Genomic DNA, 19,263 nt, shown 5'->3' on the forward strand with positions numbered 1-19,263 from the left:
CATGCAGTGTTCAGGCACACGTCGGTTCCACATCGATGACTGCACACGCGCGCCGCGTGTCCTCACGTTATGCGCGTTGTTCAGGTCGCCAACTTCTACGGCCCGCGCTCCGGCGGCCTGCGCACCGCGGTGGACCGGCTCGGTGCCGAATACTGCGCGACCGGGCATGAGGTGTTCCTGGTCGTCCCCGGCCGCAGCCCCGAGCGCACCCGGCTACCCACGGGCGTGGTGCGAATCACGCTGCCCGCCCGGTTGATTCCCTTCACCGGGGGCTACCGGGCGGTGCTGCCGGGGCCGGTCAAGGCGCTGTTGAAAGCGCTGAAGCCCGACGCGCTGGAGGTTTCCGATCGGCTCACGCTGCGGTCGCTGGGGCGGTGGGGTCGCGACTACGGCGCAAAGACGGTGATGATTTCCCACGAGAGGTTGGATCGCCTTGTGGGGCAAGTGCTTCCGCGCCGAAGCGCCGAGCGGTTCGCGGACTTCGCCAACCGGCGCACGGCCGCCAACTATGACACCGTGGTGTGCACCACGGCGTTCGCCCGCGAGGAGTTCGATCGGATCGGCGCGACGAACACCGTCACCGTCCCGCTGGGCGTGGACTTACAGACGTTTCACCCGCGCCGGCACTCGTACCTGGTGCGGCGGCGCTGGGCCGCCCCGCAGCAGATCCTGCTGGTCCACTGCGGCCGGCTGTCGGTGGAAAAGCGCGTCGATCGCAGTATCGACGCGCTCGGCGCGCTGTGTCATGCCGGCGTCGACGCGCGGCTGGTGGTCGTGGGCGAGGGTCCGCTGCGGGCCCGGCTGGAACGGCAGGCTGCCCGGCTGCCGATCGACTTCACCGGCTTCATCAACGACCGGCACGCCGTCGCGGGGCTGCTGGCCACCGCCGACGTGACGCTGGCACCGGGCCCGCACGAGACGTTCGGGCTGGCCGCGCTCGAATCGCTGGCCTGCGGGACACCCGCGGTGGTGTCGCGCACGTCGGCGCTCGCCGAGATCGTCACGCCGGACAGCGGCGCCCTGGCCGACAACGACCCGTTCGCCATCGCCTGGGCGGTCGGCGCAGTCGTCGGCCGGCCCGAACACCACCGCCGCAACTCGGCCCGGCGCCGCGCCGAGACATTCACCTGGGAACGGGCCGCCGCCGGCATGTTGGCCTCGCTGGGGACCTGCTCCTGACGACCCGCATTTGGCGCGAAAGCAAAGCTAATCTTGCGGTTGGCCGATCCATTCGCGGGCACTGTCCGCCTCCGCGGTCGGAAACGTGCGCAACTGTGCGGGCATCATGAACCCGAAAAGTTTGACGGAATGCTTGATCCAGTCGACATCGCTGACCACGGCGAGCCTTTCCCAGCTGAGGAAATGACTAAGACCCACCTTCGTGTCGTCCCAAACGGCGCCGGGATCAAAGCCGGCGAAATCCGATGCGATCTCGTAGTAGACCCGCAGCTTCTTGTGGCGCGAAAGTTTGTCGTTGATGTCAGGAATCAGCACCGTTTCGTAGTCGGCCTTCGTCACATGCCCATGGCACGCGAACGCTGCGACGTTGTCGGGAAAACCCTGCAAAAGTTCAATCATTCTGTCCTCCAAAGCAGATCGATGGGGGCCACATCGATGGTCCACCCGCCGGCTCCGCAGGCGTAGAGCCAAAGGTCACCCGTCCACCTGGGGTTGCCACGGCGGTCAGCTCTCCGGCATCGGCATCGGGGGGTGGCTGACCTTTCGCCCGCGCAACTGCACCAGGCCTTCGACGACGACCGCACCCAGCAGCAAACAACCGAGGACCCAGAGGTTTCCGGGCATCGTCGCCGCCGCATACGCCGCCATCGCACCGAACGCGGCCAGGCAAGCCGCCGCCCCGGCGACCGCAATCAGTTTGGTGGTACGCGCGGCGCGCAACCGCAGCACTGCGAGGTTGACGGCCGCGAAGATGAGCAGGAATCCGGCCGACCCCATCAGGCTGATGCCTTCGATGTCAACGGCATTGACCACGATCAGCGTGCCCGCCGTCGTCGCTAATAGGCCACCGATCGGCCGATCCCACACCGGCTCGGCGAGGCTGGGAGGCAGTTCGCCGTCGCGCGCCATCAGGTAGGTGAACTTCCCGGTTCCGTAGAGAGTCGCGTTGATCGCGCTCGCGGTGGACACAACCGCGGCGATCCCGATGAGAAAGAAGCCCGCCGAGCCGAGGAACGGGCGCGCGGCAGCGGCCAGGGCGTAGTCGCGGTCACGGTCGATCTGCACGACACTGAGGTTTCCGACGGCGACAAAGGCGACGAGCACATAGAGGACTATCACCACACCGATCGAGATGAGGTATGCCCGGGGCAGACTGCGTCGTGGGTCCTTGGCGTCCTCGGCGGCATTGGCTATCAACTCGAAACCCTCATACCCCAGGAAAATCAAGGCACCCGCGTAGACGATCACACCCAGCGAGGGGTAATGGGCGGGCGCGACGCGGTCGGCGTGAACGAAGGCCAGGCCTGTCGCGCAAAAGATCAGCAGGATTGCCAGCTTGCCGTAGACCAAGACGGCCTCGGTGCGACCGACGATCCGCGCACCGGTCAGGTTCAGCCCCGCGAAGACCAGCACGACGCCGCTGGCCAGCACCCGGCGCCAAGGGCCGGCGGGGTCGACGCCCAGCAACGCGGCGGCGTAGCTGCCGAATGCGACCGCGTACAGGCCAAGCATCACGAAATAGCTCAGCCATAACAGCACATTCAAGGGCCCGGCGATCGCCGTACCGAAGCACTTGTCCAAGAAGAACGCGGTACCGCCGCGGCTGCGGAGGCGAACCGACAACAGCGCGTACGAGCGGCCGGTCAGAGCGGCGATCACTCCGCCTGCGACGAAGGACAGATAGGCGCCCGCGCCGGCGAGCTGCACGGTCAGCCCCAGCACCGAAAAGATGCCGCCACCGACCATGCCGCCGATTCCGATCGACACCAGGGCGGCGACCCCGAGCTCACCCGACGCGCGCTGTGCGGTCATAGCACCGCGACCTGCGCGCGTGTGAGCGTCGTGACGCTTCGGTCCGGCAGCCCGGGGACCCGGTCGATGGCGAGCCCGTAGGGCCTTAGCTGCCGGGCTTGTTGGGGCTGTGCTTGCCCGGGCAGTAGTCCGCGGTGGCCGCGCCGATGAACGTCTCGGCCTGTGCCTGGGTCAGCTTGTGCGCTCCCGTCAGCTGGTCGATCTCGTCCTTCTGCGTGTAGCCCGCCTCGAGGTCCTGGCACATCACGCGCGCCATGTTCACGGCCTGGGCCGGCGAACCGAGGTTGATGCCGTGCGACGACAGGTACTCGGCGAAGTCCTGGTCGTTCTGGTCGGCGTGCGCCACGGCCACCGGCAACCACGCGACGGTCAGCAGAGCGCCAAACGCGCACGCGGAGATTTTCTTTTTCATTTCCCCATCACTTTCGAAGCTTCGACGCTCAATGTAGCGAATCGTCGCGCGCGAACGGACCCTTGGTCAATAGCCCGCCGGCGCCACTGCCGCTCGCAAGCCAAAGTTCAATCCGCCGTTCAGTTTTAGTTCTGAGCGAGTTTAATTCCGGGCGCGCGATGGGTCCGGTTTCCGAAACAAGAGTTCACCGCGAGTTCCGATAGCGTTCACCTGGCCGACCGCGGCTAGGCTCGCCGGAAACGGCAAGGAGGTGCGCCCGTGCAGGCGCGGGACGAAGTGCTGATCACGGCGGCGGAGCTGGCCCGCCTGGTCGAGGCCGGCGACCCGCCGATGCTCCTCGACGTGCGTTGGCGGCTCGACGATCCCGACGGCCGCGCCGCCTATCTGGACGGTCACCTCCCGGGCGCGGTGTACGTGTCGCTGGAAGACGAACTCAGCGACCACAGCGTCGGCGGTCGCGGCCGTCATCCGCTGCCGTCGGGGCGCAACCTGCAGGCGGCCGCGCGCCGATGGGGAATCCGGCAAGGCGACGCGGTCGTGGTGTACGACGACTGGAACCGCGCCGGCTCGGCGCGGGCCTGGTGGGTGCTGACCGCGGCCGGCCTGCAGAACGTGCGCATCCTCGACGGCGGCCTGTCCGCGTGGCGCTCGGCCGGACACGGCCTCGAGACCGGCCCGGTCGACCCGGCGCCCGGGAATGTGACTGTCCCACACGATGATCTGTACGCCGGCGACCTTCCCGCGCTGACCGCGGACCAGACCGGCGACGTGACGCTGCTCGATGCCCGCGCGCCCGAACGGTTCCGCGGCGACGTCGAACCCCTGGACCCCGTCGCCGGTCACATCCCCGGTGCCAAGAACCTGCCCAGCGCCGCCGTCCTGTCGGGCGAGGGAACGTTCGTCGGCGACGACGCGCTCGGTCGGTTGTTGTCCGACCACGGCATCGACGGAGACGTCGGCGTCTACTGCGGCTCGGGTGTCACCGCGGCCATCACGATCGCCGCGCTCGCGGCGAGCGGCCGGCAGGCGGCTCTGTATCCGGGGTCGTGGTCGGAGTGGTGTTCGGATCCGGCCCGGCCCGTGGGCCGCGGCCCCGAATAGCCTTCGGGCGCGGTGACTTCAGACGCCGGCCCAGGTCTGCAGGAGGGCCGCGGCCACCCGGGCGGCGTTCTCCGCCGCGAGCTGCTTGTAGAAGAAGAACTGGAACGGGAAGCCCGGCAGGTGCAGCGGGTCGCCGGCCCCGTCCGAAATCCCCCGGATCCCGAGAAACGGGACGCCGCGCGCGTCGGCGACCGCCTGCACCGCCGCGGTCTCGTTGTCCGTCGCGTCGAAGGCAGGGTCGGCGACCCACGCGAAGTTCAGGTTGGTCACGAGGGCTTTGCGCAGCCAGGGCCCGGCCGCCCGAGAGAAGTTGCCGGTATGCAGAAGTGAGCGATCCGGCGCGCTGCGCGGCTGACACCCGAACACGCCGCCGCCGTTCGGGAGGCACGGGAACGCCTGGCCGTTGTTGTTGTCGAAGCTGCACCCGTCGCCGCCGACCACCAGCCGCGGCCGTCGCTTCAGGTCGACCAGCTTGACGCGGGGAGCTTTGCGGCGCAAGAAATTAACGCATTCGAGATCGACGGCGAGCGCTCGCGCCGCGGCCAGCAGGCCGGCGTCGACCGGGTGAAATGTCGCGCCGCCGTCCAGGGTCCAGCGCGCCGGTACGGTCGCGTCCCCGATGCTGACCCGCGCCCCGCCACCGGCGACACCCGAGAACAGCACCGCATCAATCGCGCGGGTGAAGCGCGCGAGCGCCGCCCGGGCGGTCTCGGTCGCGTTCACCATGCCGATGCCGGTCATCGCCACGATCACCTTCTTGGCGCCGATCGAGCCGAGGTAAAAGTGCCGACCGTCGGCCCGCACCACCGGGTAGCGGTCCAGCGCGGTATGCGAGAGAACCGCATCGGCCTCGGCCGGGAAGGCGGCCAGCACCAGCGTGCGCCGTTCCCCCGATTCCCTGTCGGTCATAAATGCTTGATTTTGGCGCATCGGACGCGGCGGAATACGGATTACCGTTCTTTTTGTTTGGCGATTTCGTGCCGTTATTCGCGCTAGTCTCAGCGGCGTGCTGGAAGTGATCGATAAGGGGCCCGTCGGCGATTCCCAGAAAACGCCGCTGCTTTTCGTCCATGGCGCGTGGCACGGCGCCTGGTGCTGGGACGAGCACTTCCTGGACTTCTTCGCGGCAAAGGGCTATCGGTCGGTGGCGGTAAGCCTGCGCGGCCACGGGCAAAGCCCCGCGCCCAAACCCATGCAGTTCTGCTCTATGGCGGACTTTGTCGACGATGTCGCTTCCGTCGCCGACGGCCTGCCCCAGCGGCCCGTGGTGATCGGGCATTCCATGGGCGGCTTCGTGGTGCAGAAGTATCTGGAGTCGCACGACGCGCCCGCCGCCGTCCTGCTCGCCTCCGTACCGCCGAGCGGGATCGCCAGATTCCTGCTGGGCAGGTTCCGGCTGCACCCGTGGCTCACCGCCCGGCACCTGGCCATCACCAAATCGCTGGGGAGCGTCGGCCGCACACCCGAATTGGCGCGGGAAAGCTTCTTTTCCGACTCGGTCCCCGACGCCGACGTGGCGCGCTACGCAGCGGGGCTTGACGAAGAGTATCTGGGCGGGCATGTGCTCGGCATGTTGTGGCTCGATCTGCCGAAACCCGCGCTCGTCAACGCCCCGATGTTGGTCTTGGGGGCCGAAAATGACATCCTTTTCTCGCCGCGGGAAGTGCGTGCGACCGCGAGCGCGTATCACACCGAGGCAGAGTTCATTCCCGGGATGGCTCACGACATGATGCTGGAGCCCGGCTGGGAGGCGGTGGCCCAGCGGATTCACGCCTGGCTCGAAACCCGTTGTCCGACGGCGTCGCCGCGATGACGGGGCGTCTCGACGGCAAGGTCGCGATCATCACCGGCGCCAGCAGCGGGCTCGGGCCGGTGCTGGGCTCGCTGTTCGTCGCGGAGGGCGCCCGCGTGCTGCTGGCCGCGCGGCGCGAAGAGCTGGTCCGCGACGCCGCCCACGCGGCCGGCCCGGGGGCCATCGCGATGCGCGCGGACGTGACCAACGAGGACGACGTCGCGGCCATGGTGGCGCGGGCGGTCGACGAGTTCGGCCATGTCGACATCCTGTGCAACAACGCCGCCGCGCCCGGGCAGGACCGCTGGATCTGGGAGCAGACGCTGGACAACTGGAACGCCACCTTCGCCATCGACGTCACCGCGGCCATGCTGTGCACGCGCGAAGTGCTCAATCAGTCGATGCTGCAACGCCGCCGCGGGGTCATCCTCAACTTCTCGTCCACGGCCAGCTACGCCGGCATGGTCCGCAAGACGCACTACGTCGCCGCGAAGGCGTCGCTGCGGGCGTTCACCAAGGCCGTCGCGCTCGAGGTGGGCCCGCACGGCATCCGGTGCAATTGCATCGTGCCCGGGGCCATCGACACCGAGCTGTTTCGCAACTGGGTGCAGCGCACCGCCGACGAGCAGGGCGTCGACTTCGCGACCCAGCGCGCCAGATCCCTCAAAGGCGTGGCTTTACAGGACATCTCGTCGCCCGAGGACGTCGCCAACCTGGCGCTGTTCCTGGCCAGCGACGAGAGCCGCACCATCACCGGGCAATCGATCCCCGTGGACGCCGGCGGGTACATGCAGGGATGAGCACTCGGCTGTCCATCTCCACACCGGTGGTGACGATGTTGCCGCAGATCAGCGGCGAGTGGGAGAAACAGGCCTCCATCGAGGACCTGGCCCGGATCGCCGAAGCCGCAGACCGACTCGGCTATTACCACCTCACGTGCAGCGAGCACGTCGCGCTGCCCGCCGCCGAACACCACCGCCGCGGCGCCCGCTATTGGGATCCGCTGGCCACCTTGGGTTATCTCGCGGCGCGCACGCGGCGGATCCGGTTGGCGACCAACGTGCTGGTGCTCGGGTATCACCACCCGCTCGAGATCGCCAAGCGCTACGGCACCCTCGACAAGGTCAGCAACGGCAGGCTCATCCTCGGGGTCGGCGTCGGCAGCCTCAAGGAGGAGTTCGAACTGCTCGGCGTCCCCTTCGACGACCGCGGGCCGCGCGGCGACGACGCCCTGCGGGCGCTGCGCGCCTCGCTGTCGGTGCCCGAACCCTCCTACCACGGCGAGTTCTATTCGTTCGGCGGCATGGTCGTCGATCCCTGCGCCGTCCAGCAGCGCGTCCCGCTGTGGGTCGGCGGACGCACGCTGCGGTCGCTGCGCCGGGCCGTGACCCTGGCCGACGGCTGGGCTCCGTTCAACGTGACCCTGCGGCAGGTCCGAGAGTGGTTGGGCCGCTTCGACCTTCAGCCAGGATTCGAGGTCGTCCTGCCGCCGCCGAGGCCGCTGGACCCGATCAACGAGCCGGATCAGACGCGCGACACGCTCGCCGACATCGCCGCGCACGGCGCCACCATCGTCAGCGCGATTTTCACCCATACCTCGCTGCAGCATTACCTGGAGAATCTGCATGCGCTGGCCGAGTTGCATCCGTCCGCTTAGAGAGGGCTCCCATGTCGAAGGCGATCCGAATGCTGGGCATCCTGCTGCTGGGTTCTGCGGGCCTGGCGATCGTTGCCCCTGCTACGGCCACCGGCGCCCCCGCGTGCGTCGGGTTGTCGATCTGCCCGCCGCCGCCGCCGGACGCCGAGGGCAACCCGGGCTGCTACTACGCCGACGGCTGGCGCGATGCGTCGGGCGGCGGGATCGAGGTGTGGTACTTCCATGAGCCGCAGAACATTTCGAAGGCGGACAAGGTCACGGCCCTGGTGCGCAAGAAGGACGGCACCAACGTGTCCCAGGACGCCGACATCGACGCGGGTCAACAGGTACACCGCTTCGAATTCGCGGCGGTGGACAAGTCCGCCGTGCAGGAGGTGTTGCTCACCACCGCCAGCGGCCGCTGCTACGTGGCCGGGCCGGACGCGTGATGCGGGTCAAGGCAGGGTTTTTCAGCCTCACGGCGCCCGCCCCGCCCGACGATGACGGCAGCTACCTGCGCTGGCACCTGCTCGACCACATGCCCGAGCAGTACCAACTGCCGGGCATCGTCCACGGACTGCGGTGGATCGCCGACGGCGACTACCTCGAGCGCCGCCTGGTGGCCGACGGGCCGTTGGGACAGGTCGGCAACGCGGTGCACTACCTGGTCGGTGACCCCGTCGAGCAGACCTTCGACGACTTCGTCGCGCTCGGGCGCGCGCTGCGGGAAAACGGCCGCTTCCCCGTCACGCGGCCGTCGCTGCAGGTCGCCGGGTTGCGCCTGCTGCAGTGGCACGCCGCTCCGCACACGCTCGTCTCCGCCGAGGTGGTGCCGTTTCGGCCGCACCGCGGGGTCGTGCTGATCGTCGAAGAACCCGATGCGGGCCGCCCGGACCAGTGGCTGCAATGGCTGCACGCCGAGCACTACCCGGCGCTGCTGGCCACGCCCGGCACGGCCGGCGCCTGGACCTTCGGTTCCAGCACCGGTTGGAGCCACCTGCCCGGCGGCTGGCGGACCGACCACCAATACATCACGGTCGTTTACCTCGACGGCGACCCGCTCACCACCACCGATGCGCTGAGGCCCCTCATCGAGGAAAGGTGGCGGTCCGCGGCGGTTCGACCCGTGTTCGCCGGGCCGTTACGCACCATGGTCAGTTGGGAAGCGTGGCCGAGCGAGCGACCCCTATAGTCCTTCGTGACAACCTACCGAAGGAAGTGAGATGGCCAATCGACGGCTCGTTCGCGCCGCCGCCGTGCTCGTCGTGTCGGCGGCTTGCCTACCGGCCTGCTCGAGCAAGGGGAGTCAGCCTTCCGCCACGAGCACGAGTGCGGTTCCGCCAACCACGACCGTCATGATGGACGGCAACAAGCACACCATGACCGCCAGCGTCGAGTGCACCAACTCCGCGTCGGTGCCGCCGGCCGAGTCGGGCGATCTGACCACCCACATCAGCGTGCGCGACGATGCGGCGTCGATAACGCTGTCCATGTCGGACCTGGTGCCGCCCAGCGTCGACGGCTTTGCCATCTCACTCAAGACCGAAGCGGGACAGTATCAGCTGCCCTGGCAGGCGCCCCAGTCCGTGACCCAGGTGCAGGCCACCAAGGACGGGAAGAGTTACACGATCACCGGGACGGGCCAGGGGGCGTCGCCGAATCAGGGTGACGTCCACCAGGTGACGTTCGGGATTCACGTCACGTGCCCATAGGCTTCAAACACGTTGCGCCACAGGCGTCACCCGTGGAGGGCACCTGACCTGCTGCCCGCCTCGCGGCGACAAGCGGTTGTCGAACCGCACTCCCCTCTGACATGCTGGCGGCTTGGACATCTTCGCGGAGTGGCAAAGCGGCGGGACCGAACTTCGGTGGCGGTCGATCACCGCCGCCAACGACGGGCAGGAACTCAGCGTGTTCAGCCGCCGCTGCGGCACCCCCGGCGCCCCCGCGCTGGTGCTGGTGCACGGCTTTCCGACGTCGAGCATCGACTATTTCGCCCTCACCCGCGAACTGACCGACGACTTCGACATGTTCGTGCTGGACTTTCCCGGCTACGGCATGTCCGACAAGCCCCCGGCGCCGCACACCTATTCGCTGTACGACGACGCGCGCCTGCTGGTCTACGCGATCACACAGGTGTGGAAGCTGACCGAATTCCGCATGCTCACTCACGATCGCGGCAGCAGCGTCGGCATGATCGCGCTGGAGATGCTGGCGGCCCAAGACCCACCCACCCTGCCGGTCGACCTCATCCTCACGAACGGCAACATCTATCTCCCGCTCGCAAATCTGACCGAGTTCCAGACCGCGGTCCTCGACCCCGCAACCGGGCGGGACACCGTCGCGGCGATCACACCGGAGTTGCTCGCGGTCGGCTTGGGGGCCAGCACCTTCATGCCGCGGAGAACCCTGGAAGACCCCGAGATCGCGGCGCTGGCAAAGTGCTTCGCACACAACGACGGAATCCGCGTGCTGCCGGACACGATCCAGTACCTCAACGAGCGCGCGGCGGACGAAACCAGTTGGCTGGAGGCACTTTCCACGAGCAACGTCCCCACCACGGTGGTGTGGGGCCTGCACGACAACGTCTCCCCCGTGCGCGTCCCCAATTACATCTGGCAGACCTACCTGAAGACCAAGCCCGGCCGCAACCGCTACTGGTTGGTGCCCGGCGCGGACCACTACCTGCAGTGCGACGCTCCCGGGCAGCTGGCCCGGATCGTTCGCCTCACCGCCCAGGGTGGCGAGCTCCCGCTTCAGACGCTCGGAAACCAGCCCGACGGCGCCGTGCTGGTGGACGAGAGCGCCTCATAAGGGCCCGAGCAGTTGGTATCTCAACGTATCGGCCAGCCAGCCGCGGTATTTCGTCTGGCTCCATCCGCGGGTGCCGACCAACGCGTGGTGCAGGCCGGGGTCGATGTAGACCCAGATGATGTCGCGGGCTTGAGCGACGGACAGGCCTGAGCGCAGGCCCCCCTTGCGGCTCAGCAGGGTCGCCAACTCCTTCGCCCCGGTCAGGCGCTGCCGGCTGAGTTCGTTCCACAGTTCGGCGATCTCCGGGTCGACCCCCGCGGCCGACCGGACCACCTCGTAGATGGCAGACACCCGCCGTTGGGCGTCGCTCAGCATGGCCGCGTATCCCGTGACGATCTCGGTGGGGTCGGCCATGGCGAACAGCTTGCGCGCCTCGGGACGTTCGTGGAACGGGACCTGCTCGTCGTCGCCGACGATGGCCCGGTCGCACGCCGTTTTCAGCAGCCAGGGCTTGCCGCCGCCGGCGGCGAACACGGTGGAACGCCCGACGCCCGCCTCCTCGGCGATCGCATCGATCGACGTGCCGCTGTAACCGCGCTCCACGAACAGCCGGGTGGCGGCGTCCAGCACCAGCCGGCGCGTGGCGGCGGCCTGTTCGGCACGCAATCGGGACTGATACGGGCTGCGGGAGGCACTCATCGGAGTCCCAGTATGTCCCACCCCTGGTTGGGGAATTAATCCGACCTTTCGAACATTGAGCGTACTGTCAGTATGACGAATATTTGAGAGGGAGCCACCATGCCCGAAGCCACCGCCGCCCGCCTCAGCGTCGGAGACCGCTTTCCGCACCTGGAACTGACCGGCATCGACGACGAGCCCATCGCGATCCCCGATCCCGCGGGCGCGCTGACCCATCTGCAATTTCGGCGGTTCGCCGGCTGCCCGATCTGTGACCTCCACCTGCGCTCCATCACCGCGCGGCTCGACGAGATCGCCGCCGCCGGCATCCGGGAGGTGGTCGTGTTCCATTCCAGCCCGGCCGAACTGCGCAAGTACGAGAAAGACCTGCCCTTCCCGGTCATCGGCGATCCGGGCCGGAAGCTTTACCGGCGCTTCGGCGTCGAGGCGTCGGCCAAGTCGGTGCTCAGCCCGGGCGCGTGGCGGGCGCTACCGAGGGGGTTGTGGCATGCCTTCCGGACCGCTTTGAGCAAGCGCCGGGCCCCGGTGCCGGCCCACCCGACGAACGGCAACCTCGGCCTGCCCGCCGACGTGCTGATCGACGCCGACGGGCGCGTGGCCGCAGTGAAATACGGCAAGCACGCCTACGACCAGTGGTCGGTCGACGACCTGCTCGCCATGGCGCCACGCGTCATCCGGTGACGACCGGCAAACGCGCCCACCCGCGCACGCTGGCGGTGTGCGCCCGTTCGGCGTTGGCGTAGTCGACTTCCCAATCGGTCCAGCGCTTGAGGACCTCCTCCAGCGCCACTCGGGCCTCCATCCGGGCTAGCGCCGAGCCGAGGCAGAAGTGCAGGCCCTGCCCGAAGCTGAGGTGGCCGCCCTCGCGGTGGATGTCGAAGCGGTCGGGATCGGCGAAACGGCGTTCATCCCGGTTGGCGGAACCGTTGAGCAGCAACATGAACGAACCCTCGGGGACGACGCGGCCGTGGTGCTCGGCGTCGCGGGCGACGTAGCGGGCCTGCACCGGTGACGGGGGTTCGTAGCGCAGCGTCTCCTCGACCGCGCCGGGGATCAGCGACGGGTCGGCGACGAGTTCGCGGCGCTGGTCCGAATGATCCGAGAGCAGCTGTCCCAGGAAACCGATGAGCCGGGCGGTGGTTTCGTTGCCGGCGCCGGCGATCATGGCGGTGTAGGCCAGTACCTCGGTGCGCGACAGGGGGCGCCGCGTGCCGTCGGGCTCGTCGATCTCCGCGCGCAGCAGGTCGGTCATCAGGTCGTCCGACGGATGGCTCGCGCGCCACTCGATGTACTCGGCGAACATCGCGATGGTGTCCGCGAACAGGTTCGGGTTGACCTCACCGGGCTTGCGCCCCTCGGCCATTTCGATGAAGGCGCCGTTGCGATCCCGGATGCTCGCCTGGTCCTCCTCGGGGATGCCCAACAGATACCCGATGGTCCGCATCGGCATCATCGCCCCGAGGTCCGCGATGAAATCGAACCCGCCGGCACCGATCAACGGGTCGAGCTCGCGGACGCAGAATCCACGCACCATGGACTCGACGGCCAGCATGCGCCGCGGCGTGAAGACGCGCGACAGCAGGCGGCGGTGCAGATCGTGCAGTGGCGGATCCTCGAACAGCAGGATGCCCGGCGGCACTTCGATGTTGTTGAACAAGATGTCGGCGGTGGTGCCCCGGCCGGATCGGTAGGTCTCCCAGTTTGGCAGTTCGCGCGCCACGTCCTCGTAGCGACTCAACGCGTAGAAGTTGTACTTCTCGTTGTAATACAGCGGCGCCTCTTCGCGCATGCGCTTCCACACCGGGTACGGGTCGTCGTCGATGGCGACGTCGTAAGGGTCGTAGTACAGCTCGGCCGAACGTAACATTCTGTCCCTCAATCGTTTCGGTGCAGGAAGCCGTGCAGGATCGCCTGGACGAGCTCGTCCACGATGACCTCGCGCGGCGGCTGCTTGGTTCCGAAGTAGGTGGACCGCAGCGCGGCCATGCCGGCGATCATCGCCACCGTGGAGTGCGCCGGCAGGTCCGGATGATCCGACCGCAGCCCGCGCAGGCGCATGCCCTCGGCGCTGATCTGCCCGAGCAGCGTCAGCGCCCGCCTGACGTCGGCGATACCGGCGTCGGCCATCTCCTCCTCGGTCATCGCCTCGGAGGCCATCAGCGTCAGGAGCAGGCCCTGGTGTTCGACGAAAACGTCGTAGAGCTGCCCGACGAAGTGCCCGGCGAGCTCCTGTTCCTTGGTCTCCTCGGGGATGACCGACTGCCACCTCTGGCCGAATTCGTCGACGAAGCTGGTGAACGGCAGGACCAGCGCCTCGCGGAACAGCGCCGCCTTCGAGCCGAAGTGGCGGAACAGCAGGTGCTCGGTAACGCCTGCGGCCTGGGCGATTTCGCGGGTGGTGGTGCTGCGGTAGTCCTGGCGCGAGAAGAGCTCCCGCGCGGCCTCGAGCAGCAGCTTGCGCGGCGCGCCGCGGGGCCGGCGCGTGGCCGCGGTGGCTGCGGGTCGCTGGGGCACGACTTTTAAGATAGCATGCACTATCTTGAAGCGCTGTGGGAAAGGGGTGCGGACGTGGGCGCAGTCATCATGCTTGGCACGCTGTTCGGGTTGATCGTCCTGATCTTCGGCCTGGTGCTGCGCTTCGACCCCGAAGCGCGCCGCTCCCCCGGACACGAAGCCGACCGATGAGCGCCGGGATGACGCCGTTGATGCAGGCGGCCAGCGGCTTCGCCCTCGTGGGTGGCATCACGTTCACCGCGATCGGTGTGTACCTGAGCATTCGCCGGCGCCGTCTACACCCGCTGCTGCTCCTGTGCATCTCGGCGATCTCGTTCTCGTGGATCGAGGCGCCCTACGACTGGGCGATGTACGCCCAGTTCCCGCCCGCCATTCCGCGCATGCCCTCCTGGTGGCCGCTCAACGTCACCTGGGGCGGGCTGCCGTCGTTCGTCCCGATCGGCTACATCTCCTACTTCGTGTTTCCGGCGGTGACCGGTGCGGCGCTGGGGAGATGGGTCAGCGCGAAATTCCACTGGCGTCGGCCGATCACGCTGCTCATCGTCGGCCTCGTCGTCGGCTTCTGCTGGGCGCTGCTCTTCAACGGGTTTCTGGGCGCCAAGCTCGGCGTGTTCTATTACGGCCTGGTGATCCCCGGGCTGGCGATCCGCGAGGGAACCATTCACCAATACCCGCTCTACGACTCGCTCGCGATGGGCATCCAGATGATGGTTTTCACCTACCTGCTGGGCCGCACGGATTCGCAGGGACGCAACGTCATCGAGGTGTGGGCCGACAAGAGATCGTCGAGCCGTGTCGGTGCGGCCGTCCTGTCCATCGTCGCCGTCGTCGTCATCGGAAACGTGCTCTATGGCGCGGTTTTCGCGCCCCACCTGGCGACGAAGCTGGGCGGGTGGGTGACCGTGGGGCCGACGGGCGAGTTGTTCCCGGGCGTATCGAACCAGCCCAAGTGATCTGCGCCGGGCGTCGAGTTGTTGCGCGAATTTCACGCCACAACTCCACGTTGGGCGCATCAATCAGGTGAAGACGGGCAGCTTCGACCAGCCCCGCACGCTGGACGTGTGCGCCTTGGTCGCGTTGGCGTAGTCGACCTCCCAGTCCGGCCAGCGCTTGAGGACTTCTTCGAGCGCCACCCGCGCCTGCATGCGCGCCAACGCCGAGCCCATGCAGAAGTGCAGGCCGTGGCCGAAGCTCAGATGCGTGGCGCCGCGGCGGATGTCGAATTCCTCGGCGTCGGGGAACCGGCGTTCGTCGCGGTTGGCGGATCCGTTGATCAGCAACATGATCGAGCCCTCGGGGACCGTGGTGCCGTGCAGCTCGACGTCGCGGGCGACGTAGCGCGCCTGCACCGGCGACGGCGCCTCGTAGCGCAGGACCTCCTCGATGGCCATCGGGATCAGCGACGGATCGGCCGCGATCTGCCGGCGCTGATCGGGGTGCTCGGCCAGCAGCTGGCCGATGAAACCGATGAGGCGCGTGGTCGTTTCGTTGCCAGCGCCGGCGATCATGCTGGTGTACAGCAGCACCTCGGACCGGGTGAGCCGCCGGGTGCCGCCGTCGTCCTCGACCTCGGCGTTGATCAACTGCGTCATCAGGTCGTCGGACGGGTGGTCCACCCGCCAATCGATGTAGTTCGCGAACATCTCGTGGCTGTGTTCCAGGAAGTCCTGGGGAACCGTCCGGAAGGTGCCCTTTTTCAGGGTGAGCTGGCTGCCGCCCTTGTCGCGGATGGCTTCCTGATCGGCCTCGGGGATGCCCAGCAGGTAGCCGATCGTGCGCATCGGGACCATCGCGCCCAGGTTCTCGACGAAGTCGAACCTGCCGGAGCCCAGCAGCGGGTCGAGCGCGCGCACGCAGAACGCCCGGGTCAGCGGCTCGATCGCCTCCATCCGGCGCGGCGTGAAAACCTTTGAAAGCACATGGCGGTGGGCGTCGTGAATCGGCGGGTCCTCGAAGAGGATGACGCCGGGCGGCAGCTCGATGCCGCTCATGATGATGTCCATGGTGGTGCCGCGACCCGACCGGAAGACGTCGAAGTTCATCAGCTCGCGGGAGACGTCGTCGTAGCGGCTCAGCGCGTAGAAGTTGTATTTGTCGTTGCGGTACAGCGGGGCCTCGTCGCGCAGCCTCTTCCAGACCGGGTACGGATCGTCGTCGATGTCGAAGTCGAACGGGTCGTAATACACCTCGGCGGTGCCGGCTCCGGTCATCGCGCAGTCGCTCCCTCCGACAGCGCCTCGGGCAGCACGACGTCGCCGACGCGCTTGAGATACGGCCACGCGACCTCCGGCGCCAGCCCGCCGCACAGCGGCGACAGGTTGAGCACCTGGCCGGCGCGCACCCGCGAAATCGCTTCCGGCACCGAGATAATCACGTGCGACGCCGGCGCGGCGCGCAGCTCCTCGACGGTGTCCACATGCGAGAAGCCGGCCGTCGTCTCGTCCCCCGGATTCCACGCGGCATAGGTTCGCACGTCGTGCAACAGATGCTCGCCGAGCTCGTCCCACGCCCGGTCCACATCGTCGGCGACGAACACGACCGACGGGGTGTCGCGGCTGGGAAACATCGTCGGGCCGGGCTCGTGACCGTGCTCGCGGCAGGCCTCCTCGTAGGCCTCCCGCATCCCGGGCATGTTGGCGTTGCCCAGCATGCCCAGGCCATACCGGCCGGCGCGGCGCGCCGCCGCCACGCTGCCCCCGCCCCACATCAGCCCCGGGCCGCCGGCGGTCTCCGGTCGCGGGGTCACCATGATCCGGCGTCCGTCGCGGCTGACCTTCTCGTCGGAGAGCAGCGAGCGCAGCAACTCGAGCTTCTCGTCGGCGAGCCGCCCCCGACCCTTCAGCGCCACCCCGAAGTGCTCGAACTCCTCGGGCCGGTACCCCAGCGCCAGGATGTACGACGCCCGCCCCTTGCTGATGATGTCGAGGACCGCCATGTCCTCGGCGAGGCGCACGGGGTCGTAGAACGGCAGGATCAGGATCAGGCTCAGCGCCAGCCGCTCGGTTCGCGCGGCCACCGACGACGCCAACAACAGGGGCGACGGCAGGTAGCCGTCCTCGGACCCGTGGTGCTCACAGAACACCGCGGCCAGCCCGCCGTGATCCTCGGCCCACGCACACATTTCGGGCACGGCGCTATACAGCGCCACTTTCGGCGCGCCCCACGACGGGGCGCGCATGTCGAAGCGCAGCGTGAACACACCCAGCTCCTAGCCAACCTAATATTTGTCCACGTACGCTACGGTGCCGCGGAGAGCCGCGTCAACGCCTAGGCAAACGCGTGCCGCGGCAGGGTCGTCGGGATATCCAGCGAGCTGAGCAGTCCGGGCGGCGCGTCGACCACATACGGGATCGCGTTGACCACCCGCATGGCCGTGGCCGCCATCGCGGCCCGCCCGGCGCCGTGGCCCTCCGCCGCCCCGAGCGTCAGCGCGCAGTGAATGTCGGGATCACCTTCGATGTCGACGCGATAGGTCGCGTCGCAGTCCGAGGACGGCCAGTCGGGCGCGACGTCGCGGGCCATCCGGATGACGTGCTCGATCACGATCGCCTCCCGGCCGTCGACCACCCCCGCGGCCCGGGTGCGCACCGCGCCGCAGGTGCCCGCTTTGATCGTGCCGAACGCCACCTCGATGTCGCGACCGGTCAGCTGTCGGTCGAGGGAACCGTTGATGCGCTCGACCTCGACCCCCAGCCCGGCGGCGATCAGGGATATCGGCGCCTTCCAAGCCATTTCGATGAACCCGGGCGTTTTGAGCATGGGTTCGAAATCCAGCGGACGGCCGAAACCCATCCCGTCCATCATCACGTCGGCCACCGGGTAGTGGTCGTTGAGCGCGACCTCGCTGGCGGTGATCGTGCGGATGTTCTTCGATTGCGTCGTCATGAGCAAGGCCAGCTGGTCGGAGGCGAAACCGGGGAAGATGCCCGAGGCGTAGAACGACGCGCCGCCCGACGTGGCCGCCGCCTCGAGTTGGTCGCGCCAGTCCGGGGCGAAGTAGGACGGCGGGTAGACCAGGCTCGTCGACGACGTCGACACGACGTTGATGCCCGCCCCGAGCAGCCGCAGGTAATCCGGCACGGCGGCCCCGTCGCGGTCGGGCCCGCTCGCGGCGTACACCACGGCGTCGGGCGCCAGGGCGACCAGCGCGTCGGCATCGTGGGTGGCCGTCACCCCCAGCGGCCCGATCCCCGCCAACTCGCCGGCGTCCTTGCCGACCTTATCGGGCGAATGCACCCAGACGCCAACGAGTTCCAGATCCGGCCGGCGATGGATCGCGTCGATCGCGATCGACCCGACCCCGCCGGTGGACCACACGACGACACGCATGGGCAGTCTCCTCACTGGCTTGCCGCGGCCGCGGCGCGTTCGAGGTAGGGCCACGCCACCTCGGGTGGCACGCCGCCGCACAGCGGGTGCAGCGGCAGCGGCCGCCCGCCGCGCACGTACTCGGTCGCCTCGCCGAGCGTGAAGATCCGGTACGGGCCGTTCTCCGCGCGCAGCGCGGCCACGCTGTCGGCGCGGGTGATGCTGGCCACCGAGTCGTCGCGGTGCCGGTAGGACGCCGCCGTCACCGCGTCGCGCAAGAGGTACAGCCCCAGCGTCTCCCACGCCTCGTCGACGTCATCGGCGACGAAAACCGCTGTCGGAGCGCCCCGGACGGGAAACTGAATCATCCCGGGCTCGTGTCCGTGGGCGCGGCACTGCTCTTCGTAGAACTCCTTGAGGCCCGGCAGGTCGGTCTGGGAGACGAACCCGAGGCCCAGGGCGCCGGCGCGCCGGGCCGCGGCCTTGCTGCCGCCGGCGATCAGCATCGTCGGGCCGTTGGGCGACCCGCAGGGCGGCGTGACGCGGACCGTGCGGCCCCGGTATTCGACGGGCTCGCCGCGCACCAGCGGGCCCAGCACCGCCAGGATCTCGTCGGCCACCCGGCCGCGCGTGGCCATGTCGACGCCGAAATGCTGGTATTCCTCGCTTCGATGCCCCACCCCGAACGCGTACGACACCCGGCCCCGGCTGATCAGGTCGAGCACGCTCATCTCTTCGGCGAGCCGGACGGGATCCCACAACGGAATCGGCACCGCGGCAAGCAGGATCGCCGACGTGCGCGTCCGGGCCGCGATCGCCGAAGCCAGCGTGAGCGGGGCGGGCAGGTGACCGTCGTCGGCCCCGTGATGCTCGGAGAGGACCGTCAACAGGGCCCCGCGGGTTTCCGCCCACGCGCACATGTCGATCGCCCCGGCGTAGAGGTCGGCGGCCGGCGCGGGGGCGCGCATGTCGAACCTGAGCGTGAACACCAGAAAGCACCATAACCTAAGATTTGTTCGTTAAGATAGTGTGCGCTTTCTTAAATCCTTGACCGGG

At 68.4% G+C, this 19,263-nt stretch carries 23 protein-coding genes; 12 read left to right on the plus strand and 11 right to left on the minus strand.

Features of this window, described 5'->3' with window-relative positions; genetic code table 11:
• The first annotated feature begins 69 nt into the window (after positions 1 to 69).
• Positions 70 to 1,179 carry a glycosyltransferase gene (locus tag A5673_RS00775; protein ID WP_068226582.1) on the plus strand — a complete coding sequence of 370 codons (1,110 nt, stop codon included), beginning with the start codon at positions 70 to 72 and terminating at the stop codon, positions 1,177 to 1,179.
• Between the two features lie 27 nt (positions 1,180 to 1,206).
• Here A5673_RS00775 and A5673_RS00780 read toward each other — a convergent pair whose 3' ends face one another.
• From A5673_RS00780 to A5673_RS00790, 3 genes are all read right to left on the minus strand, one after another.
• Positions 1,207 to 1,578 carry an STAS/SEC14 domain-containing protein gene (locus A5673_RS00780; RefSeq protein WP_068226583.1) on the minus strand — a complete coding sequence of 124 codons (372 nt, stop codon included), beginning with the start codon at positions 1,576 to 1,578 and terminating at the stop codon, positions 1,207 to 1,209.
• A 105-nt stretch (positions 1,579 to 1,683) separates the two neighbouring features.
• Positions 1,684 to 2,991: an APC family permease gene (locus tag A5673_RS00785; protein ID WP_082958476.1), complete on the minus strand. Its 1,308-nt coding sequence runs from the start codon at positions 2,989 to 2,991 to the stop codon at positions 1,684 to 1,686.
• Between the two features lie 85 nt (positions 2,992 to 3,076).
• The gene (locus A5673_RS00790) at positions 3,077 to 3,403 is read right to left on the minus strand and encodes a DUF732 domain-containing protein (protein WP_068226584.1); all 327 of its coding nucleotides are present in this window, start codon (positions 3,401 to 3,403) and stop codon (positions 3,077 to 3,079) included.
• Between the two features lie 258 nt (positions 3,404 to 3,661).
• Between A5673_RS00790 and A5673_RS00795 the strand changes: the two genes are divergently transcribed.
• On the plus strand, positions 3,662 to 4,504 hold the full coding sequence (locus A5673_RS00795) for a sulfurtransferase (RefSeq protein ID WP_068226585.1): 843 nt from the start codon (positions 3,662 to 3,664) through the stop codon (positions 4,502 to 4,504).
• Positions 4,505 to 4,522: 18 nt separating this feature from the next.
• Here the strand turns inward: A5673_RS00795 and A5673_RS28065 are convergent, their stop codons facing one another.
• Entirely contained in the window at positions 4,523 to 5,413 is an 891-nt protein-coding gene (locus tag A5673_RS28065) for a hypothetical protein (RefSeq protein ID WP_082958477.1), read from the minus strand.
• Positions 5,414 to 5,510: 97 nt separating this feature from the next.
• Here A5673_RS28065 and A5673_RS00805 point away from each other — a divergent pair, with 97 nt between their 5' ends.
• The 7 genes from A5673_RS00805 to A5673_RS00835 all read left to right on the plus strand — a co-directional run bounded on the left by A5673_RS00805 (position 5,511) and on the right by A5673_RS00835 (position 10,746).
• Positions 5,511 to 6,317, plus strand: coding sequence for an alpha/beta hydrolase (locus tag A5673_RS00805; protein ID WP_068226586.1), 807 nt, complete (start codon positions 5,511 to 5,513; stop codon positions 6,315 to 6,317).
• Complete coding sequence (locus tag A5673_RS00810) at positions 6,314 to 7,096, plus strand: SDR family NAD(P)-dependent oxidoreductase (protein ID WP_068226660.1); 783 nt, start codon at positions 6,314 to 6,316, stop codon at positions 7,094 to 7,096. Before A5673_RS00805 ends, A5673_RS00810 begins: the two co-directional genes overlap by 4 nt.
• On the plus strand, positions 7,093 to 7,953 hold the full coding sequence (locus tag A5673_RS00815) for an LLM class F420-dependent oxidoreductase (RefSeq protein WP_068226587.1): 861 nt from the start codon (positions 7,093 to 7,095) through the stop codon (positions 7,951 to 7,953). Before A5673_RS00810 ends, A5673_RS00815 begins: the two co-directional genes overlap by 4 nt.
• Positions 7,954 to 7,964: 11 nt before the next feature.
• The gene (locus A5673_RS00820; protein WP_068226588.1) at positions 7,965 to 8,381 is read left to right on the plus strand and encodes a hypothetical protein; all 417 of its coding nucleotides are present in this window, start codon (positions 7,965 to 7,967) and stop codon (positions 8,379 to 8,381) included.
• Complete coding sequence (locus A5673_RS00825) at positions 8,381 to 9,124, plus strand: hypothetical protein (protein WP_068226661.1); 744 nt, start codon at positions 8,381 to 8,383, stop codon at positions 9,122 to 9,124. Before A5673_RS00820 ends, A5673_RS00825 begins: the two co-directional genes overlap by 1 nt.
• A 31-nt stretch (positions 9,125 to 9,155) precedes the next feature.
• Complete coding sequence (locus A5673_RS00830; protein WP_068226589.1) at positions 9,156 to 9,644, plus strand: lipoprotein LpqH; 489 nt, start codon at positions 9,156 to 9,158, stop codon at positions 9,642 to 9,644.
• Positions 9,645 to 9,756: 112 nt separating this feature from the next.
• Entirely contained in the window at positions 9,757 to 10,746 is a 990-nt protein-coding gene (locus A5673_RS00835; protein ID WP_068226590.1) for an alpha/beta fold hydrolase, read from the plus strand.
• On the opposite strand, the gene A5673_RS00840 is transcribed toward A5673_RS00835, so the two are convergent.
• Positions 10,741 to 11,385, minus strand: a complete 645-nt coding sequence (locus A5673_RS00840) for a TetR/AcrR family transcriptional regulator (RefSeq protein WP_068226591.1) — start codon at positions 11,383 to 11,385, stop codon at positions 10,741 to 10,743. The genes A5673_RS00835 and A5673_RS00840 overlap by 6 nt on opposite strands.
• Before the next feature lie 99 nt (positions 11,386 to 11,484).
• Between A5673_RS00840 and A5673_RS00845 the strand changes: the two genes are divergently transcribed.
• Positions 11,485 to 12,066, plus strand: a complete 582-nt coding sequence (locus tag A5673_RS00845; protein ID WP_068226592.1) for a peroxiredoxin-like family protein — start codon at positions 11,485 to 11,487, stop codon at positions 12,064 to 12,066.
• On the opposite strand, the gene A5673_RS00850 is transcribed toward A5673_RS00845, so the two are convergent.
• Both A5673_RS00850 and A5673_RS00855 read right to left on the minus strand, forming a co-directional pair.
• Entirely contained in the window at positions 12,056 to 13,252 is a 1,197-nt protein-coding gene (locus A5673_RS00850) for a cytochrome P450 (RefSeq protein ID WP_068226593.1), read from the minus strand. The two genes, A5673_RS00845 and A5673_RS00850, sit on opposite strands and share 11 nt — an antisense overlap.
• 8 nt (positions 13,253 to 13,260) lie before the next feature.
• Positions 13,261 to 13,899, minus strand: coding sequence for a TetR/AcrR family transcriptional regulator (locus A5673_RS00855; RefSeq protein WP_197518252.1), 639 nt, complete (start codon positions 13,897 to 13,899; stop codon positions 13,261 to 13,263).
• Between the two features lie 15 nt (positions 13,900 to 13,914).
• Between A5673_RS00855 and A5673_RS28870 the strand changes: the two genes are divergently transcribed.
• Complete coding sequence (locus A5673_RS28870; protein ID WP_156747740.1) at positions 13,915 to 14,070, plus strand: hypothetical protein; 156 nt, start codon at positions 13,915 to 13,917, stop codon at positions 14,068 to 14,070.
• Positions 14,067 to 14,852, plus strand: coding sequence for a spirocyclase AveC family protein (locus A5673_RS00860; protein ID WP_068226595.1), 786 nt, complete (start codon positions 14,067 to 14,069; stop codon positions 14,850 to 14,852). Before A5673_RS28870 ends, A5673_RS00860 begins: the two co-directional genes overlap by 4 nt.
• 63 nt (positions 14,853 to 14,915) lie before the next feature.
• On the opposite strand, the gene A5673_RS00865 is transcribed toward A5673_RS00860, so the two are convergent.
• From A5673_RS00865 to A5673_RS00880, 4 genes are all read right to left on the minus strand, one after another.
• Positions 14,916 to 16,109, minus strand: a complete 1,194-nt coding sequence (locus tag A5673_RS00865) for a cytochrome P450 (RefSeq protein WP_068226596.1) — start codon at positions 16,107 to 16,109, stop codon at positions 14,916 to 14,918.
• Positions 16,106 to 17,098, minus strand: a complete 993-nt coding sequence (locus tag A5673_RS00870) for an LLM class flavin-dependent oxidoreductase (protein WP_068226597.1) — start codon at positions 17,096 to 17,098, stop codon at positions 16,106 to 16,108. Before A5673_RS00870 ends, A5673_RS00865 begins: the two co-directional genes overlap by 4 nt.
• 68 nt (positions 17,099 to 17,166) lie before the next feature.
• Positions 17,167 to 18,228, minus strand: coding sequence for a dihydrodipicolinate reductase (locus A5673_RS00875; protein ID WP_068226598.1), 1,062 nt, complete (start codon positions 18,226 to 18,228; stop codon positions 17,167 to 17,169).
• A gap of 11 nt (positions 18,229 to 18,239) precedes the next feature.
• Complete coding sequence (locus A5673_RS00880; protein WP_068226599.1) at positions 18,240 to 19,196, minus strand: LLM class flavin-dependent oxidoreductase; 957 nt, start codon at positions 19,194 to 19,196, stop codon at positions 18,240 to 18,242.
• Positions 19,197 to 19,263: the final 67 nt, after the last annotated feature.

The sequence above is a fragment of the Mycobacterium sp. E3198 genome (assembly GCF_001667015.1).
In the GTDB taxonomy this organism is placed as follows: domain Bacteria; phylum Actinomycetota; class Actinomycetes; order Mycobacteriales; family Mycobacteriaceae; genus Mycobacterium.

Excerpts from the sequence above, each read along its gene's own strand:
- A5673_RS28065 (WP_082958477.1), bottom strand. The coding sequence starts at position 5,413 with ATGACCGACAGGGAATCGGGGGAACGGCGCACGCTGGTGCTGGCCGCC.
- A5673_RS00830 (WP_068226589.1), top strand. The coding sequence starts at position 9,156 with ATGGCCAATCGACGGCTCGTTCGCGCCGCCGCCGTGCTCGTCGTGTCG.
- A5673_RS00785 (WP_082958476.1), bottom strand. The coding sequence starts at position 2,991 with ATGACCGCACAGCGCGCGTCGGGTGAGCTCGGGGTCGCCGCCCTGGTG.
- A5673_RS00815 (WP_068226587.1), top strand. The coding sequence starts at position 7,093 with ATGAGCACTCGGCTGTCCATCTCCACACCGGTGGTGACGATGTTGCCG.
- A5673_RS00865 (WP_068226596.1), bottom strand. The coding sequence starts at position 16,109 with ATGACCGGAGCCGGCACCGCCGAGGTGTATTACGACCCGTTCGACTTC.
- A5673_RS00820 (WP_068226588.1), top strand. The coding sequence starts at position 7,965 with ATGTCGAAGGCGATCCGAATGCTGGGCATCCTGCTGCTGGGTTCTGCG.
- A5673_RS00850 (WP_068226593.1), bottom strand. The coding sequence starts at position 13,252 with ATGTTACGTTCGGCCGAGCTGTACTACGACCCTTACGACGTCGCCATC.
- A5673_RS00775 (WP_068226582.1), top strand. The coding sequence starts at position 70 with ATGCGCGTTGTTCAGGTCGCCAACTTCTACGGCCCGCGCTCCGGCGGC.
- A5673_RS00810 (WP_068226660.1), top strand. The coding sequence starts at position 6,314 with ATGACGGGGCGTCTCGACGGCAAGGTCGCGATCATCACCGGCGCCAGC.
- A5673_RS00840 (WP_068226591.1), bottom strand. The coding sequence starts at position 11,385 with ATGAGTGCCTCCCGCAGCCCGTATCAGTCCCGATTGCGTGCCGAACAG.
- A5673_RS00780 (WP_068226583.1), bottom strand. The coding sequence starts at position 1,578 with ATGATTGAACTTTTGCAGGGTTTTCCCGACAACGTCGCAGCGTTCGCG.
- A5673_RS00845 (WP_068226592.1), top strand. The coding sequence starts at position 11,485 with ATGCCCGAAGCCACCGCCGCCCGCCTCAGCGTCGGAGACCGCTTTCCG.
- A5673_RS28870 (WP_156747740.1), top strand. The coding sequence starts at position 13,915 with ATGCACTATCTTGAAGCGCTGTGGGAAAGGGGTGCGGACGTGGGCGCA.
- A5673_RS00875 (WP_068226598.1), bottom strand. The coding sequence starts at position 18,228 with ATGCGTGTCGTCGTGTGGTCCACCGGCGGGGTCGGGTCGATCGCGATC.
- A5673_RS00790 (WP_068226584.1), bottom strand. The coding sequence starts at position 3,403 with ATGAAAAAGAAAATCTCCGCGTGCGCGTTTGGCGCTCTGCTGACCGTC.
- A5673_RS00825 (WP_068226661.1), top strand. The coding sequence starts at position 8,381 with ATGCGGGTCAAGGCAGGGTTTTTCAGCCTCACGGCGCCCGCCCCGCCC.
- A5673_RS00860 (WP_068226595.1), top strand. The coding sequence starts at position 14,067 with ATGAGCGCCGGGATGACGCCGTTGATGCAGGCGGCCAGCGGCTTCGCC.